Genomic DNA, 16,330 nt, shown 5'->3' with positions numbered 1-16,330 from the left:
TTTGGGCATTTTCCAAGTCTTTTCGTAATAAAGAAATATAGTTTATCGTTTTTTGCGAGACTTGATTTCTTAGGTTGATGGGGATGCGATAACTTCAATAAAATGAGAATTTACACTGTAAAGAACTTTCGATATTAAAAATCTCAATTTCTCAGCATTAAAATAGAGCATTTGAGCTTTTTTCGTTCCTCCATCAAGGCATCTTTTTGCAAAGAACCCGTATTCCAGCTTTTATTATTCAACTGTATCTAACAACTCTACAACTAATTCTTTAGGATTTCCCCAGCTATGATATATTTCTAAGTGCCATTTCGTTAATGACCTTGAGTATCCCTTCTTTTCTATCCATTTATGTAAATCATTATAAGCATTCATAATCTTAGTATTTGGGCCCTTATACTTTAGCACGGCATACTTTTGAGCTGGAACCGTTAACATTACCATATCTTTTGGAATATCTTCATACACTTTAACTCGAACACAAACCCAATAACCTTCTTTTTCATTAGAACATTCACCTACAACAAAAGCTCCAACTTGAATAGCTGGATTCATTATCTGTTTAATTTCGTTAATACGTTTATTCAAAAGCATTGATGTTTTAGGTATTTCTTTTATAAATTGGTCTTCTGGACATAATACTCGAAACCCTACTAACTTCACCTCATCCAGTTCTTTAATCGTTATATTTTGTAATAATTGTTCAGACATAATAGGTAATCCTCCTCATTCTTCTGATTACCTATTACTTTCATCAAACACTTTCATTCACCTCTTTTTCCTTCAAGTTATGTTATAATCCTTTAAAAACAACCTAGATTATACAACCTTCGTTACTCCTAGTTACTAAATATTAGTTATGTTCATAATCCCTCGATATATACAGATAAGCATACGTGTTATGATTACTTTAGCAAATAACAAATATATTTGCATTTCCTGTGCCTCTTCCTCCCAGTAAGGGGCACACCCTTTTACAAAGAACTATATGCTCTATAAAACATAAAAGAAGAATTTAAAAAAGAAGGGATTATCCCCTTCTTTTTTTGAATTACCCTTACTATTTACTATAACCACGATTCAGTTTCGTTAACTTATCATTAATGTGAAAAATTCTTACTCTAATATCTTTAACACCAAATGTTTGAAGTCTGTTTTTGTGCATTTCCGCGTATTTTTCAGCATCTTGTTTTTCTTCAAATACATAGATGCCTCCTGTTTCTTTCGTTTCTTCATTCTCCGTCCATATTTTCCAATGGAATCCTTCTTCTTCATTAATACTTTTTGCTAAATCCAAAAATGCTTTTTCCATTTCTTCACCAAAAGGACCTTCAAACGGAAAATCAACCTGTAATAAATATGCCATTTTCACCCACTCCTATGTTCAATATTTTCAATTCGATTGCAGGTAATACCTTAAATGAGTACTGCTATTATTCCTGCACTCATTTGAAATTTCACCTGTATTTTCACAACCCCTTTTATAAAGTGAAACTGTAACCAGTGGGGGGGCGTCCATCCCCCACTGATTATTAGCATTCACCAATCGGGCTTTTACGGGCAGTTGATCTCCCACCTAACTCCCTCGCATTCGCCGAATTTTGAGGTAGGAGTCTTACTGCCCATTAATGCGGGATAAAACAATTACAAAATGATAGCAAATTGAACGCATACAATTTAACGGCTTTAGGTTATGAAAAAAAACAGCCATTCTTTAATGAAACGGCTGTTTTCGTAATTCAATAAAAGCTCCCATATTACGGTTCAATTATTTTATCCAGGGAAAGCCCATGTTCAATTAAAGTATTTATTAATGTGGAAACAGTTCTATGATAAATAACCACACTATCGTCAACAAACCAGTTATGTACTCTGATTCCTTCTTCTTGATAATTATCTAATGCCCAGTGTGATTTATTACCATCCTCAGTTTTTATCCAATGGTTGCTTCCTTTGCGAGCTGTTGCTATTGGATGTTCGGTTGAAAAGATAGCACAATTTTAATTATAATTTTGATTTAAACAATGCGTTCTGAGACACTACTCTTCTTCTAAAATAGCGTAATAATATTCATCCCACCATTCATTTCCATGTGGTATACACTTCCTGAAATATCCTTCTCTTCTCATTCCAATTTTCTCCATCACTCGATATGACGGGGTATTTTGTGGCTGACATGTAGCTATAATTCTATGTAAGTTCATTTCCTTAAACCCATATTTTAATGTAGCTTGTGCTGCTTCAGAAGCATATCCTTTATTGAAATATTTAGGATTGAATACCCACCCAATCTCGTAAGTATGCTCACCAAAATATTTATGAAAAACAATATGACCAATTAGAATATTTTCATCTACCAGTATCACAGGAAAGTTCTCTGCATTTTCACCCATATTTCTATTTACAAAGTTTCTTGTATCTTCTTCAGTAAAAACCCCTTCGGGTATGTATTTCATAACATTGCTATCTGATGTATACTCATGGACAGCTTGCCAATCTTTGAACTCAAAATTTCGTATTAATAATCTTTCTGCTCTTATAAACATTTACTTTTCTCCTCTCAAAAAATCGTTTCTTTATTTCAAATCCACATTCAACCCTTAAACTAAAAAGAACTTGTAGGAATCCCTGCAAGTTCTTTTTAGTTTAAGGTGAATATATGGGCTAAACAAACTATCTTACAGATTCATCATAGAAAATACAGGAATGGTACTTTGACAAATATATCATATAACAAATATTAACATTCGTATACTTTTGAAAATTATGTTAATTAATAACGAAAATAGCTTTTTCTTAACTATTCTTAATTTCGTTTACTACTAACTTCATTTTAATTAAATAAAATGCTCGATCTGATTTTTTTGCAAATTCTTGTGAATGAGTAACAACAATTACGTATTTACCTTCTTTATGTTCGACTTCCTGAAACAAGTCAATAAATTCAATTTTATTTTCACACTTAAGTAAATATTCATTTACAGCTCCATTTTCAAATCATATCCCCCAGATTTGTGTGAAGGTTTTGTTGAGTTTAAATTAATATCTACTTCTCCCTGATGTTTCCCCTTTTTATTAAGTCAAATCTACCATGTTTTGTATATAAAGCATAAAGATTATTAAATTTTGAATCAACATATACGTCCCTTTTATTTAAAAATAAGAAAACCCCATATTCAATAAAAAATACAGGGTTTTTATAAATCAGTTTATTTTGTTCAAAGTTATGCTTAGTCGAAAGAAGTTCATGAATGAAATATTACGTATCTAATTAAGAAGAATTTAGATTCCAGCCCAAACATCTTTTCCATATCGTCCTTCATCTTGCACACGTTCCAACCAATCCCTCGCTTCTTGTTCACTGACTTCATGAATTTCTTGATATGCTTGACAAAGGGTGTCTTCTACGTCAGGAGCCATTTTACTTCCATCACCACATATATAAAGATGAGCTCCATTATCTAATAACGAAATTAAATTGATTCTATCTTGTTTTATTAAATGCTGTACATATGTTTTTGGATGTCCCTCTAGACGAGAAAAAGCTGTGTGTAAAGAGATTAATCCATCTCTTTCATCATTTTCTAGTTCTGTACGATAAAGATAATCTTTTTCAGGATGACGACAACCAAAATATAGATGCGCTTGTCCTAAGTTAATACCTTTTTGCTTTTGAACACGACGCGCTTGCAAGAATCCACGGAATGGTGCAATTCCAGTACCTGGCCCAACCATGATAATTGGTGTTTCTGGATTTTCAGGTAATTGAAAGTTTGATTGTGGCGTTCGAATGAAACAAATAATCTCATCTTTATTATGGCGCTGAGCTAAATAATTAGAAGCGACTCCTTCATATGTCCCTATCCCACTCCATGCAGGTGCATTAACAACACCAACCGTAATGCTCAGACGATCCTGTGCAACGAGTGGAGAGCTTGAAATAGAATAGTAACGCGGTTTGAGCGCAGGAAGAAGTTCTAAAAAGCGTTCAAATCGGATTTCACAAGCCTCATACTTTTCAAGAAGATCCAACATTGACATACGTTTCTTTAATATTTGTTCATGATAAACTCCCTCTTCCAATAATGATTCCAATTCTTTTTTATGAGGAGGGCATGCTGTGAATGTCACCATTTCTCGTATTTGTGCTCGAGTGGCTGCTTCTTGAACTTCTACACTATAACTAAGAAGGTCAAATAAACTAACAGGACTGTCTAAAGGTATGTGATTTACACTGCGCCCACTTGCGCTCAATATGACTTGATCCTTTCCGTTTAATCTAAAGCGTTTTAAAATTCGGTTGACATTTTTCTCACTATTAATTGGCAGCACCCCAAGGTGGTCTCCTTCTTTATACGTAGCGCCTTCTGGCAAAGATATCTCAATATATCGCGTGCTTCTTTCACTACTAGATGATTGAAGTTCACGATTTTCTAGTATAGATGCATAAACTGCTTCATATGTTCGCGCGAGAGGAGATCCTCCAAGCCGACTAACAAATTGTAAACTTAATGTACTGCGTTCTTTCTCAATGTTTTTGTTAAGTTCCAATCCAAATGCCTTCATCGCATCAGACCACATACTTTGTTTCCATTGCTCGAGCTGTTCCTCGAAATCACCACTTGCATCCGCTTCTCCACGTGTAGAAAATCTTGTTGCTCCTTTTTGAGCCATTTGCTCATCAATGTATCTTGGAATTCGTTGATAGGTACTCGCCCAATTATGATCTCCACAACCAAACACTGCGTATTGAACACCTTTTAGCTCATCCGGTTTTAATTCCTCCAACCACTGCACAAACTGTCCTGCATTACTTGGCGGCTTTCCATTATAAGAAGAAGTTACAATAAGAACCGCCCCTTCTTTTGGCAGACCTCCAATTCGATCGTTAAGAGCTACCACTTCCGTTTGAACACCTTCTAAACTAGCTGTATCTGCTAGTTCTCTTGCAATACCTTCTGCTACCCCTGTATCCGATCCATATAGAACAAGAAGTGAAAGATTATCGGCCCCAATAATAGAAGGAGTCTTCTGAACTTGCTGCTTAATTTCATGGTTTTTCAGTTTCTCCTCTGTAGGCGCAAGAACAGTAGTATGGCTAATAGGTTGCTTTCGGGGGAGAATCCTAATTTTAAAATCACCAGGCTTTAGCGTTAATGTTTGTTTTACGTCCAACTGATAGTCTTGATAATCGATTAATTCAAAATGTTGAAGAAGCATTCCCATTACGAGTGTGGCTTCATGAAGTGCAAATTGCATACCGATACATGCTCGTTGGCCATTTCCAAATGGCTTATAAGCATGATGAGGAACTTTATCTAGATCTTCAAATCGTTCAGGTTGGAATTCTTCTACATTGTCTCCCCATGCATCTTTATCCCTATGTAGCTGGGGAATAAGAACAGAAATACGATCTTCTCCTTTCTTAATTGGATATTTCCCACCAATCACTGTATCTTCTTTTGCATAGAGACTGAATGCTGGAGCAGTAGGCCATAGACGTAGCGATTCATTTAAAATCATCCGTATATACTTAAGTTTCATAACTTGTTGGTATGTTGGAGTAGGATCTGTCAAAACCCGATCTACTTCTTCATAGGCTTTTTTCAATTTATCCGGATTCTTTAATAAAAAATAGATTGCAAAAGATAATAATCCACTTGTTGTTTCATGCCCAGCTATTAAAAAAGTGATAATTTGGAAACGAATATTTTCATCATCTAATTTTTCACCAGTTTCCGGATCCTGCACATTTAACATACGAGAAAGTAAATCATTTTCTTCCTGATTTCCACTACTTTTACGTTCGGCAATAATATTATCCACTAAAGAAAACATAGATTGAATATCATGCTGAAATTGACGTTTCGTTCTCCACATGAGTTTGTCTTCTATATCCAGCCGCTGTAATTGGTGCATCGCCTCATCTAGAGCACGGCTCATGCTAGTAATAAAAGGATGAGGGGTGTCACGATAAAAGCTATTAAATCGATAATTAAAACCACATAAACCAATTGTATCCAATGTAAGGCGAGTCATATCCTCCGGTACATCTACGCTTTCATTCGGATTAAGCCGTGCCCATTTTTGAACGAGTTGTACGGCAAGATCGACCATCATAGCATGATAATCTTTCATTGCTCGTTGGCTGAATGTAGGCATCAAAATATTATGAGCTTTTTTCCAATTAGGCTCATGAGTCTCGCTTGTAAATAATCCGTCTCCAGCAAAGGCGCGAACTTTCGCTAATGCACCCTCTATACTTTTATCAAATCGTGTTTCGTCACAGACTTCTGCTACCAGTTCATGTCCAGAAACGACAATGATGGTATCACTTAAAGTTTGAATTTGAAAAATGGGACCATACTCTTCCGCTATCTTGATAAAAGATAAGGTCGGTTTATCTTTATCGATTAATGGGAGATTCCCCAGTAATCCATATGTTTTCGGTAGAGGAATGGCAGATACTTTTTTATCCATTAAAAACACCCTTTCAAAAAAGCATAAAATAAAATATCCCATTCAATAAAAAGAAGATAGCAATGAATCGCCTGGGATAAAGATATGTAATTGATTACCTTATTTTATCTTTTCCCTAACTATTCACGATTATGATATTGCTTATAAGGTCGGTAATCTAAGTTGTTTGTTGCTATTACATTTATAACTTGCAGAAAAAATACTAAATTAAAATGAAGTGTATTATTATAATGTTAACCAGAAATTGAGAGCTAAAGATTGTAGTATTGGGAAAACCAGTAGTTCCTAATGTCAATTCAAACAAATACGATAAGCAAGTATGCTGTGTTACTAATGAAAAAGGATCTGATATGAATATCAGATCCTTTTTACTATATATAATTATTTCACTGGTTCTTTTCCAGATTTAAATACCAGCGCCTTAGCAGCAGAAATTTGCATTTTTTCATAGTCTAACTAAACAGCAAAAAAACTTGTAGGAATCATTATGTAGAGTTTTATTTTATTCTATCGATTTAACCTCTCGACAGCTTCCGCGCTTGTATCTACACGTTTAACGAAAAAAACTAATAGTAGTGCAACAATATTCATGCCAAGCGCTACATAGAACGAATATTGAATTCCGGATAATAAAGCCTTCTGAGTTAGCATTGCCTTCGTAGCTTCTGTAAAGGTTGTTGGATCTACATCAGCCAATAGACTTTCAGCTTTTGTTTTTGTTACAGAATTCATAATCGTAACAAGAATAGCAGTACCAATTGAACCGGATACTTGTTGCGCTGTATTATTAACAGCTGTACCGTGCGGATTTAAGCGAGTTGGCAATTGATTAAGGCCATTTGTCATAAGCGGCATCATAACCATCGCCATCCCAAACATCCGCAGTGTGTAAATAAGAATAATATGTGTGTGACTAGAGTCAAGTTGCAGGTTTGCTAGCATATAAGTTGAAACAGCTGTAATGGAAAGTCCTACTATACCAAGAATACGAGGGCCATATTTATCAAATAGTTTACCTGTAATTGGTGACATAATCCCCATTATTACCGCACCTGGAAGCATCATTAGCCCTGAGCTCAGCGGCGAAATACCGCGGACGTTTTGTACATAAGCTGGTGTTAAAATCATACCCGAAAACATGGCTACTGCGTTAACAATCGCAATTACAGACGCAAGTGCAAACATTGGGTACTTGTAAACACGTAAATCCAATAACGGTTCATTCATTTTTAGTTGGCGGATAATGAAAGCACTTAGGGCAATAGCGCCTATGAATAAAGTTGTTAAAACAATTTTATTCGTCCAACCATCGGAACTTGCAGAGCTGAATCCATATAACAAACCGCCAAAACCGACAGAAGATAATAATAATGAGAAATAATCAAGTTTTGCATTTTTATTTTGCCTCATGACATTCTCCGATTTCCAAATCCCTAACAGTAAGCTAATGATTGCTAACGGTAATATCATTTCAAAAAGCAAACGCCAGTCATAATACTCTACAATATAACCTGATAGTGTCGGTCCAATTGCTGGGGCTGTAATCATAACTAACCCAAAAATCCCCATCGCTGTTCCCCTTTTTTCTCTCGGAAAGCTTACTAGCATAATATTCATTAACAAAGGCCCCATGACTGAAGAACCTGCTGCTTGAACCATCCGGCCAGTCAGTAATAAACCAAAGTTCGGTGCTAAAGCCGCTAAGGCCGTACCAAGAATAAAAATCAACATAGATGTAATAAATAAGCTCCTATTAGAGAAGCGGGTTATTAAAAATGCTGAGGCCGGAATTAATACACCACTTACAAGCATATACCCTGTAGAAAGCCACTGAATCGTTGAATAATCTTGAATGTCTAAATCCTTCATTATCGATGGCAAGGCTACATTTAAAAGCGAGTTATTTAGAAATGAAACAAATGCTCCAATAAAAAGGATTACAAGCATTAAATATGGTGGCTTTCTTTTATGTAATGTTTCACTCATATATTCATTTACCCCTTCATTATATATTCCATTAATTCGTTTAAATTGTTTTCATATCTGCACAACAATACATGATCCTTGCAGTATTTTGCCATACTCTTCAACTGGATATTCTCTTTTTGGCAATTCTACTTGCTCAACATAACATTTTTAAACCTTTTTTTATTGATTAAACCTTTATAAACGCGTTTGTTAATCGAAATTAAATTAGGCTACATTTTGAGGGGGAGTTGTCTTATTGCCCACAAATAGTAGGATAAATCAACTAGACCATACACCTATTCCTTTAAATACAGGCTTGTAAATCTAGTTATGTAACCATCCGTAAAAAGGAATATTACATAGGCTAAGTCTAACATTACATTTTTAAAGTGAGGGGAATAAACTTATGTACCAATATTCGTATTTGAATTCAGAGGGAAACGGTGAGCGATATACGAACGAAATTGCAATGTCATCATTATATTTACAGCCTCAAATCACTAAGGCTGAGATAATTAATAATCTGAAGATTCCTAAGAATCAGAGTTGTCGAGGCTATCCATTTGGTTGGGATTCACCAGCTAATTATACGGGTTTCAATCCCCAGTCCCCTCCCTTCTCTTTAGGTCAGCCAATCCATTATGCAGGGATGATTCCTCAAGGACATCCCGCTAATTGGACTCCATTACAAGGCCATGCAGGTAATTTCCAAAAACCTCCCTTACCCTGGGCCCAACCATTCAATCATACAGGGATGTTCGCACAAGGTCACCTTGCCGCTTTACTATCGCCACCAGCCAAAGCTTTTAATTTTAATACCAATAATAACTGGGGTATTTTTGGAAACCCTCCAGGATGGGGAGGACAGGTAAGTCCTATGGGATGGGGGAATAACGGTCAGCCAGGAATGTTTGGAAACTTACTGACAGTAGGAAAAGGCACCATGAATGGAATCGGAATGCTTAGTAGTCTAATTGGTATGGGAAAGTTCTTCTTTTAGTTAGTTAGAACGGGAGGATAGATCCATATCCCAGAATAAAAAAACATTTCCTTTTAATCTTCTCAAACATACTCCCTCCAAGTTCGCTTCCTCTCCTTTCAAATTATAAAAAACATCTATTACCTTGTATGTGATAACTTGATAAAGATGTGGTGGCATCAACAAAACGCAAATTTCGTACGCTAAGCAAAACGCTACAAAAAACCGGTTCCTTTACGAAAGAACCGGTTTTTTGTAGCGTTTATTTATTTGAAAAGTAGTCAAATCTTTTTTCACTAGTTAACACTTTGAACACGGCCAATTTGTCCATCTTGTAATCGAACTTTAATGCCGTACGTATGTGTTTCACTATGTGTCAAAATGTCTTTCACAACACCACTTACAGTTTTACTATAGTCATTATCCAATTGAATAACTACATGTGAACCAACTGAAATTTGTGATCTTGTTGGTTTTCCACCTGTTGCTTGTGTTGTTTTTTCTTGTTTTTGTGTTCTCTCTTGCTGTATAGACTGTTGTTGCTGAGTCTTCTGCTCTTGTTGTTTCCGTTTTTCTTCCTCTACTCTTTGCTGCTCTTCTTGCTTACGTTTTTCTTCTACTCTTTGTTGCTCTTCTTGTTTACGCTTCTCTTCCTCTGCTCTTTGTTGCTCTTCTTGTTTACGCTTCTCTTCCTCTACTCTTTGTTGCTCTTCTTGCTTACGTTTTTCTTCTTCTACTCTTTGCTGCTCTTCTTGCTTACTCTTCTCTTCTTCTACTCTTTGCTGCTCTTCTTGCTTACTCTTCTCTTCTTCTACTCTTTGCTGCTCTTCTTGCTTACTCTTTTCTTCCTCTGCTCTTTGTTCCTCTTCTTGCTTACTCTTCTCTTCTTCTGCCACTTTTTTGTCTTCATCTATTTTTTGCTCATCTGTTGCTACTTTTAATTTTTCTTCATCACCCTTACAAGAACTTAAAGACATAACACACAAACTCAAAAGTACAAAAAATAACAATTTCTTTAACATTAAAAAATCCTCCTATATATACATTACAAACCAATAACTTTCATAGCATAACAAAAGTATATGTATTTCTTTGTCGCAATTTGTCGTATATATGGAATTTCTACTAAAAGACTGACACTACAATAAAAGCGGAAATTATTATTATATCGATTCGTGCATAGGAATTACGTTCGTTTGCTAGTCAATTAAACTTAGTTAATGAAATACAAGAAAACACCTTCATCTTATATATAAAAGATTATCGGAATCTAACGAAGTCTATTATATGGTAAAGCATTTTTAGAGAGCATAAAAAAAACACCTTAAGGTGCCATCCTCCGACTTGAAAATCATATCTATGTATGGAGAAATTTAGAAAAGAGCAGTTTCTAACTATAATTTATAAAGCTATTATGCCATGAATTACATACATATTTCCTTATTTACTGGAAGCAGAATCCCGTTATATTACTTTCTGATTAGTCTCGTTAAAGCCATCCCAATAAATCCAGCACCCATCCCTATTAGCCATCCAGCATGAGTATCGCCTAATATAGATCCCACTCCGCCGCCAAGAAACATGCAGCCAACGAATACTAATCCTCCAATTCCCCAATTCGGTCGTTCCATAGTTCAATCACATCCCTTCCATAAAACATATGCGATTAACTAGCCCAACTTTCTTGCATAGGATAGTTAATTATTTTGCTTATGTTTAGCACTTTCAGGGCATTCAAAAGATGCGAAGATTAGCCAATTTGAATGAATTGCAAAATGTGAATTTAATTTTTTCATATTATAATACCTTAAGAGTTGTGGGACAAATTCTTCTTCAACTAACGAGTTAATAGAAGTTTGGAGATTCCCCACATTTTATGACTCAACCCTCGATATCAAGTTAAGAAAAGAAAATCCCACAAAAACGAAAATTATATGCATCATTGACTACTGTTAATAATGCGTTATGTCATACAATGGAGTTACTATTAGAAAACTGTGAGGATGATTACGTTGATAAAATTTGCAATTAGTTATGCTGCAAGTCTGTTTGCTTTTATTTTTGGATGGTTCTTGATTTCATATATTTCTCATCCTAGCTTTATTCACCCGAACGTTGTATTAGGATTCATAAAAACAATCGTCACTTATGGTAGTATACCGGCTCTTGTAGCTTGTCTAATTGGGGAAGTGTTCTACAGGAAAATTAAACGATGTAGAGAATTTCAATTTGGAATTCCTGTATTTATAGGAATAGCTGTTATCTTTACACTTACACCATTTCTTTTTCTTTTTCCTTTTAACTTTTCCCATTTCTTTGATTTCGTTGCACCTGTTATTATGGGGTCCTTAGCTTTTTATTTCGTACGTAGAAAAATATAATTAACTTCACGAGTATGACAAAAAGAATCCTGATTAGTAAAACCACACTGTATAACCAAACAGAACTCAAAGAACGCATCAATTCTTGCGAAATAAACAAGAAAAAGAATAAAGGGTTTGAGAAAGAAAATAAGTAATTGCGTGAAAAAGAAACTGTAAAGCTTACTGATTACTTCATGCATTCATAAAAATAGGACCGTACATATTAGACATATCTAATATGTACGGTCCTTTCGTTTACTAGTCGTTCACTTATATAACCTAAAAATAAGTATGTGGTCCTTTTACCATTTGAATTTCTTTTTAAACTTCTTATATTTTCTATACGAATGTCTAACAATGTTTAACATAAAATACGGTATTTTAATAGGAAAAGGAAAGTTATAAATGAAAGGCAAATAAAATATAAAATATGCCTTTTCTAGGTCTCTCCACTTACTATCTTCTTTTGTTTTTAAGAAATCAGATACATCGACTACATATCCTCTTCCGTTTTCCATCATCACATTTTTCCCGTGAACGTCACAAGGAGTTAACCCTTGTTCTCTTGCATACTCTAATGCTTCATTAATATCAAAGATTACCTGCTTAGGAATTTTAATCCCCTTATGAATAGCATCGTATAAAGTAATTTCTTTTAAACGTTTCAATACTATGAAATTTTCTCCTTTATATATAAGCTTCGAATAAGAAGGATGATTTCCGATTCTTCGGTATACTTCTGACTCTTTTTCAATTCCTTCTCCTTCTCGTGCGTAAACTTTCACAACCCAATCTTTGTATTCTTTATGCATGAATACTGCAGCATAATTCCCTATTCCTAAGCACTTCCAAAGTCTAGGAATATCTTTAACTACTACAGGCTCGAATTCATCCTCACTTCTAACACTTACCTCTTTTAATAATTCGTCCTTTATCAATCCCACAAAACTGTTTATATTCATCATTTCCACTCCGGTTTTGCTAAAAGGGGTCCCACCCACATTTTAACGAAAATATACACTAAGTGAATTTTATCATAAAACGAGACATCTTTTTTCTTAAAATAAAAAGATGTCTCGTTTTATTTGAACTGTTGAATACTTACTATTTATTCCACTATTCATAGCCGTAAACCGTACAACATAAAAATATTTCCAACTATTTTACGTATTTTCATTTTTTCAGAGGCAACTGTATATGGGCTTTTCTTAGTTCAAGTTCTTTTCGTTCATTGGCCATGCAAATCCATGTTTGTTCATCCCATAAGCATAACCTAACTTTTCATCTGGATTGGCAAAACAGAATGATTCTCCTGTACCTGGGTGACCAAAAGAAGGATATCTGCTTTCAAATCGGATGCTTAGTACTCTATTTTATAATCTATAGACTTAACAGAAAAGGTTTCCTCAAAACGATAAAGTGAAACTTTAATCAGTGGGGGTTTTCTCCATCCCCCACTGATTATTAGTTGAACCAATCGGACTTTTATGGGCAGTTGATCCCCCACCTAACTTCTTTGCTTTCGCTGAATTTTGAGGTGGGGGTCTTACTGCCCATTAAAGCGGGATAAAAATGAACATCGATGCTCTACGAAACCAACATCTCTAGCAAGATCCCGTAAGATATTTGGAGATAAAAAACTTTGAATCTCTTGAGCAAATAGTTGTAATTCATCAGATACAGAAATAGACATACAAAAACGCCATCCTTTCCTATGATTCTACAAAAAGAATAGCGCATTTTTTCATTTTAGGGGAGAGTTTGTTGAAGTAGCCTAATAGCGATTGGTGGTACCCATTATAGGATAATAGAAGTTTGCATTTTCAATTTTTTCACACTCTATTAACAAGGCAGTTATAGCATCCTGGTTTAGCGTTAAGAATGTGAATATATTCTACTTCTTTATTATCAAAAATTTCATCTATATTTTCTCTTAAATTTACACCTTCTGTAACCCTCGCTTCTACAATCATTGATTCAGCATTGTAGCCGCGTATAGATAGATACCTATGATGTAACATAAGCGGAATTTCATTTACATCTAGCTTAGCGTTAGTTGCTCCCTTTCGTATAAATATAGGACCACTTGCTTTATAAGGCGAATTAACACTATGATATTGGTAATTCAGTAAGATTACCTCTTCTCCTACCTCTGCATCCTTCAAACTTATCCTACAAGGATATCCAGGATTTTTATTTACTATTATTTTGACTGCCCCGATACTTTTTAATACTTCTTCATTCATTAGAAATAGGTTATTAAACTCCTTCTCTTGTAACGCAACGATTTGAAAGTTATTTCTCATATTCTATCCCCCCTTAATTAGTTGTTATAAAGCATTTCACTAATGATGCTACCACTAAAGTTCATAAAACTTGTTCAATAATCCTGCCTGTTTGTTGAGGATTGAATTAAAAAGCTTACAATTCTATAACAGAGAAAAAATGGCTTATTATTCTTCAATACAAAGTTGTTTACTTTTAATCAATCAGTAATGATTTATCGAAAAATACGATGAGTACAAAGCACTCTTGTTAATTCATGCTATCTTTTGTTAAAGAACGTGAATTCAGTCAAGTTCTTGGTTTACGGTATTTCCACTATGGAAAGCACGAAATTGACTCGGTGAAAATCCTGTATTTCTTTTAAATGCATTATAAAAGCTAGATACACTTTGATAGCCTGTTTGATAACCAATCTCTGTACTATTAAAGACCGTTGTCAAGAGCAGTTCCTTTGCTTTCTTAACTCTGATCCTTTCTAGATATATTCGAGGAGTATACCCTGTTCTTTCTTTGAAAATCCGATTTAAATGAAAACGACTAACTCCTACCCTTGATGCAATTTCATTTAAAGACATGTTTTGAACATAATTATTTTTTATCAATCGCATAGTATCTTCCAAAACGCATTCGAACGGGTCGTATATTTTTATATTTAGATCTGATCGGCATCTTTTGCATGGGCGATAGCCTGCCTTTTGAGCTTCGTGCGCATTTGAAAAAAAGGATACATTTTCATAATTAGGAACCTTAGACTTGCAAGAAGGCCGGCAGAAAATTCCAGTTGTCTTGACTGCGTAAAAGAATATCCCGTCATACGCTGAATCACATGATACTGTTGCTTTCCACATGGTATCTCTAGAAAGGTTATTTTGATCCTTCATTAGATTTTAATCCTCCCTTGTAGGCGAAAATCTTATTACTCAAAATCATATAAATCGCATATATAGCCACGACAATTAACGGAACAAATATATACAATTGAAAAAATGGAATCACCAGCAAACATAAAATGAAAGAGATTAACGATGCCCACCATGCCAGTGTGTTCTTCCTAAATAATTTAACGCCTGCTGCCATTGAAAGAATATAAACTAGAATCCCAAGAGAAGTCGGTATAAACAAAATATCATCAAACGTTAGTGACAAAGCTTTTGTCACTAACACACCTGCTACCGAAAAACAGATAACAAACAATACCATCTGTCTTGGAATTTGAGTAGTTGCATGCAGCCTTGAGAAAAATTTTGGGAAAGCACCATCTCTGCTTAATGAATATCCTAATTGCGTTAGGCTGGCTACAAAAGCATTCGCTGTCCCTGTACAAATAATTAAAGCTAAAAAAGCTGTAACGACTTTGGCACCTCCGCCTACTGTATCTCCCATTATAACACCAATAGGAGACAGGTTGCTTTCTTGACTGCCATACGTGGCCGTTCCAATAGTGACAAGGCTTAGCGCTAAAAATAATAATCCAATGACAACTGCACTAATAACTGCTCCTTTGACAATATCTTTTTCTGGCCTTTTAAAGTGCTCAGCCAGATTACAAATCGCCTCCCAACCGAAAAATGCCCAAAAGATAACCGTTATAGCGTTCCCAACAGAAAACCATCCATTTGGAACAAAGGGAGTAAAATTCCCCCATTGTATTCTTGGAAACGCCACAAATACAGCTGACGCTAAAAGAATCAGTAATAAGGAACTTAAAATCACTGCAACTTTACCACTAACATTTACGCCGTAATAATTGGAAACACCTGCAATTACCAAAATAAAGACGGCGATTATAATTGTTTCAAAATGCGAAAATCCAAATGCCTGGCTGACGTAAAAAGCACCAGTTAAAGATACAATCGTTTGACCAACTGCTGCTGTTACAAAGTAAAACCACCCAACGATATTGCCAAGATGATATCCAAAAGAATTTCTAACAAAGGTTGCTGCTCCACCGGAATCAGGATATATCCGTGCCAAACTAGCAAAGGAATAAGCAAGCGGAAAGCTAATTATAATAACGATAAACCAGGATACAATAGATGCAGGGCCCGCTATTGAGGCCGTTACCCCCGATAAAAAAAGGACACCTGATCCTAGAATAGCTGAAATGTATAACGCAATTCCTTGAAATAATCCAATGGCTTTATTGTTCATGATCTCCCCCCTTTTATAGGATTTAGTGTACTAGTAAAGGGAGGGGAATTCTTCTTGTTTTTTGCGGTTTAATTCTTTTAATAAAACAATCAAAAGCATTTTT

Annotated in this window: 13 protein-coding genes and 2 pseudogenes; 2 read left to right on the top strand and 13 right to left on the bottom strand. The window is 35.1% G+C overall.

Annotation, left to right across the window (positions count from 1 at the left end; genetic code table 11):
* Window positions 1-234: 234 nt before the first annotated feature.
* The 7 genes and pseudogenes from ACUXEY_RS02620 to ACUXEY_RS02590 form a co-directional block, all read right to left on the bottom strand.
* Window positions 235-711 carry a GyrI-like domain-containing protein gene (locus ACUXEY_RS02620; RefSeq protein ID WP_461300013.1) on the bottom strand — a complete coding sequence of 159 codons (477 nt, stop codon included), beginning with the start codon at window positions 709-711 and terminating at the stop codon, window positions 235-237.
* Window positions 712-1,060: 349 nt separating this feature from the next.
* Complete coding sequence (locus tag ACUXEY_RS02615; RefSeq protein WP_461300012.1) at window positions 1,061-1,366, bottom strand: monooxygenase; 306 nt, start codon at window positions 1,364-1,366, stop codon at window positions 1,061-1,063.
* 394 nt (window positions 1,367-1,760) lie between these two features.
* Window positions 1,761-1,991: pseudogene (locus tag ACUXEY_RS02610) on the bottom strand (SAM-dependent methyltransferase); the annotation flags it as partial.
* 48 nt (window positions 1,992-2,039) lie between these two features.
* Entirely contained in the window at window positions 2,040-2,546 is a 507-nt protein-coding gene (locus ACUXEY_RS02605; protein WP_166703100.1) for a GNAT family N-acetyltransferase, read from the bottom strand.
* A gap of 250 nt (window positions 2,547-2,796) precedes the next feature.
* Window positions 2,797-2,940, bottom strand: a pseudogene (locus ACUXEY_RS02600) (ABC transporter ATP-binding protein); the annotation flags it as partial.
* 342 nt (window positions 2,941-3,282) lie between these two features.
* The gene (cypD, locus tag ACUXEY_RS02595) at window positions 3,283-6,480 is read right to left on the bottom strand and encodes a bifunctional P-450/NADPH--P450 reductase (RefSeq protein WP_461300011.1); all 3,198 of its coding nucleotides are present in this window, start codon (window positions 6,478-6,480) and stop codon (window positions 3,283-3,285) included.
* A gap of 507 nt (window positions 6,481-6,987) precedes the next feature.
* On the bottom strand, window positions 6,988-8,466 hold the full coding sequence (locus ACUXEY_RS02590; RefSeq protein ID WP_166703098.1) for a DHA2 family efflux MFS transporter permease subunit: 1,479 nt from the start codon (window positions 8,464-8,466) through the stop codon (window positions 6,988-6,990).
* 388 nt (window positions 8,467-8,854) lie between these two features.
* Between ACUXEY_RS02590 and ACUXEY_RS02585 the strand changes: the two genes are divergently transcribed.
* Window positions 8,855-9,448, top strand: a complete 594-nt coding sequence (locus tag ACUXEY_RS02585; RefSeq protein ID WP_461300010.1) for a hypothetical protein — start codon at window positions 8,855-8,857, stop codon at window positions 9,446-9,448.
* A 275-nt stretch (window positions 9,449-9,723) separates the two neighbouring features.
* Here ACUXEY_RS02585 and ACUXEY_RS02580 read toward each other — a convergent pair whose 3' ends face one another.
* Window positions 9,724-10,449 carry a YwbE family protein gene (locus ACUXEY_RS02580; protein WP_461300009.1) on the bottom strand — a complete coding sequence of 242 codons (726 nt, stop codon included), beginning with the start codon at window positions 10,447-10,449 and terminating at the stop codon, window positions 9,724-9,726.
* A 447-nt stretch (window positions 10,450-10,896) separates the two neighbouring features.
* Window positions 10,897-11,058, bottom strand: a complete 162-nt coding sequence (locus ACUXEY_RS02575; RefSeq protein ID WP_000441003.1) for a hypothetical protein — start codon at window positions 11,056-11,058, stop codon at window positions 10,897-10,899.
* A 372-nt stretch (window positions 11,059-11,430) separates the two neighbouring features.
* On the opposite strand from ACUXEY_RS02575, the gene ACUXEY_RS02570 reads away from it, so the two are divergent.
* Window positions 11,431-11,808 carry a hypothetical protein gene (locus tag ACUXEY_RS02570; protein ID WP_461300008.1) on the top strand — a complete coding sequence of 126 codons (378 nt, stop codon included), beginning with the start codon at window positions 11,431-11,433 and terminating at the stop codon, window positions 11,806-11,808.
* A 284-nt stretch (window positions 11,809-12,092) separates the two neighbouring features.
* Here ACUXEY_RS02570 and ACUXEY_RS02565 read toward each other — a convergent pair whose 3' ends face one another.
* The 4 genes from ACUXEY_RS02565 to ACUXEY_RS02550 form a co-directional block, all read right to left on the bottom strand.
* On the bottom strand, window positions 12,093-12,752 hold the full coding sequence (locus ACUXEY_RS02565) for a protein kinase family protein (RefSeq protein ID WP_429602636.1): 660 nt from the start codon (window positions 12,750-12,752) through the stop codon (window positions 12,093-12,095).
* A gap of 870 nt (window positions 12,753-13,622) precedes the next feature.
* On the bottom strand, window positions 13,623-14,096 hold the full coding sequence (locus tag ACUXEY_RS02560; RefSeq protein WP_327961160.1) for a DUF1203 domain-containing protein: 474 nt from the start codon (window positions 14,094-14,096) through the stop codon (window positions 13,623-13,625).
* A 264-nt stretch (window positions 14,097-14,360) separates the two neighbouring features.
* Window positions 14,361-14,957 carry a bifunctional transcriptional activator/DNA repair enzyme AdaA gene (locus ACUXEY_RS02555; RefSeq protein ID WP_048525367.1) on the bottom strand — a complete coding sequence of 199 codons (597 nt, stop codon included), beginning with the start codon at window positions 14,955-14,957 and terminating at the stop codon, window positions 14,361-14,363.
* Window positions 14,941-16,227, bottom strand: a complete 1,287-nt coding sequence (locus ACUXEY_RS02550; RefSeq protein WP_461300007.1) for an APC family permease — start codon at window positions 16,225-16,227, stop codon at window positions 14,941-14,943. The genes ACUXEY_RS02555 and ACUXEY_RS02550 overlap by 17 nt, the downstream gene beginning before the upstream one ends.
* Between the last annotated feature and the right edge of the window lie 103 nt (window positions 16,228-16,330).

The sequence above is a fragment of the Bacillus sp. F9_6S_D1_P_5 genome (assembly GCF_054823925.1).
The sequence above is the reverse complement of the archived record's forward strand: the minus strand, read 5'-3'. Positions and strand labels throughout refer to the sequence as shown.

Coding starts and splice junctions, on each gene's coding strand:
- ACUXEY_RS02620 (WP_461300013.1), bottom strand. CDS start 711: ATGTCTGAACAATTATTACAAAATATAACGATTAAAGAACTGGATGAG.
- ACUXEY_RS02615 (WP_461300012.1), bottom strand. CDS start 1,366: ATGGCATATTTATTACAGGTTGATTTTCCGTTTGAAGGTCCTTTTGGT.
- ACUXEY_RS02605 (WP_166703100.1), bottom strand. CDS start 2,546: ATGTTTATAAGAGCAGAAAGATTATTAATACGAAATTTTGAGTTCAAA.
- cypD (WP_461300011.1), bottom strand. CDS start 6,480: ATGGATAAAAAAGTATCTGCCATTCCTCTACCGAAAACATATGGATTA.
- ACUXEY_RS02590 (WP_166703098.1), bottom strand. CDS start 8,466: ATGAGTGAAACATTACATAAAAGAAAGCCACCATATTTAATGCTTGTA.
- ACUXEY_RS02585 (WP_461300010.1), top strand. CDS start 8,855: ATGTACCAATATTCGTATTTGAATTCAGAGGGAAACGGTGAGCGATAT.
- ACUXEY_RS02580 (WP_461300009.1), bottom strand. CDS start 10,449: ATGTTAAAGAAATTGTTATTTTTTGTACTTTTGAGTTTGTGTGTTATG.
- ACUXEY_RS02575 (WP_000441003.1), bottom strand. CDS start 11,058: ATGGAACGACCGAATTGGGGAATTGGAGGATTAGTATTCGTTGGCTGC.
- ACUXEY_RS02570 (WP_461300008.1), top strand. CDS start 11,431: ATGATTACGTTGATAAAATTTGCAATTAGTTATGCTGCAAGTCTGTTT.
- ACUXEY_RS02565 (WP_429602636.1), bottom strand. CDS start 12,752: ATGAATATAAACAGTTTTGTGGGATTGATAAAGGACGAATTATTAAAA.
- ACUXEY_RS02560 (WP_327961160.1), bottom strand. CDS start 14,096: ATGAGAAATAACTTTCAAATCGTTGCGTTACAAGAGAAGGAGTTTAAT.
- ACUXEY_RS02555 (WP_048525367.1), bottom strand. CDS start 14,957: ATGAAGGATCAAAATAACCTTTCTAGAGATACCATGTGGAAAGCAACA.
- ACUXEY_RS02550 (WP_461300007.1), bottom strand. CDS start 16,227: ATGAACAATAAAGCCATTGGATTATTTCAAGGAATTGCGTTATACATT.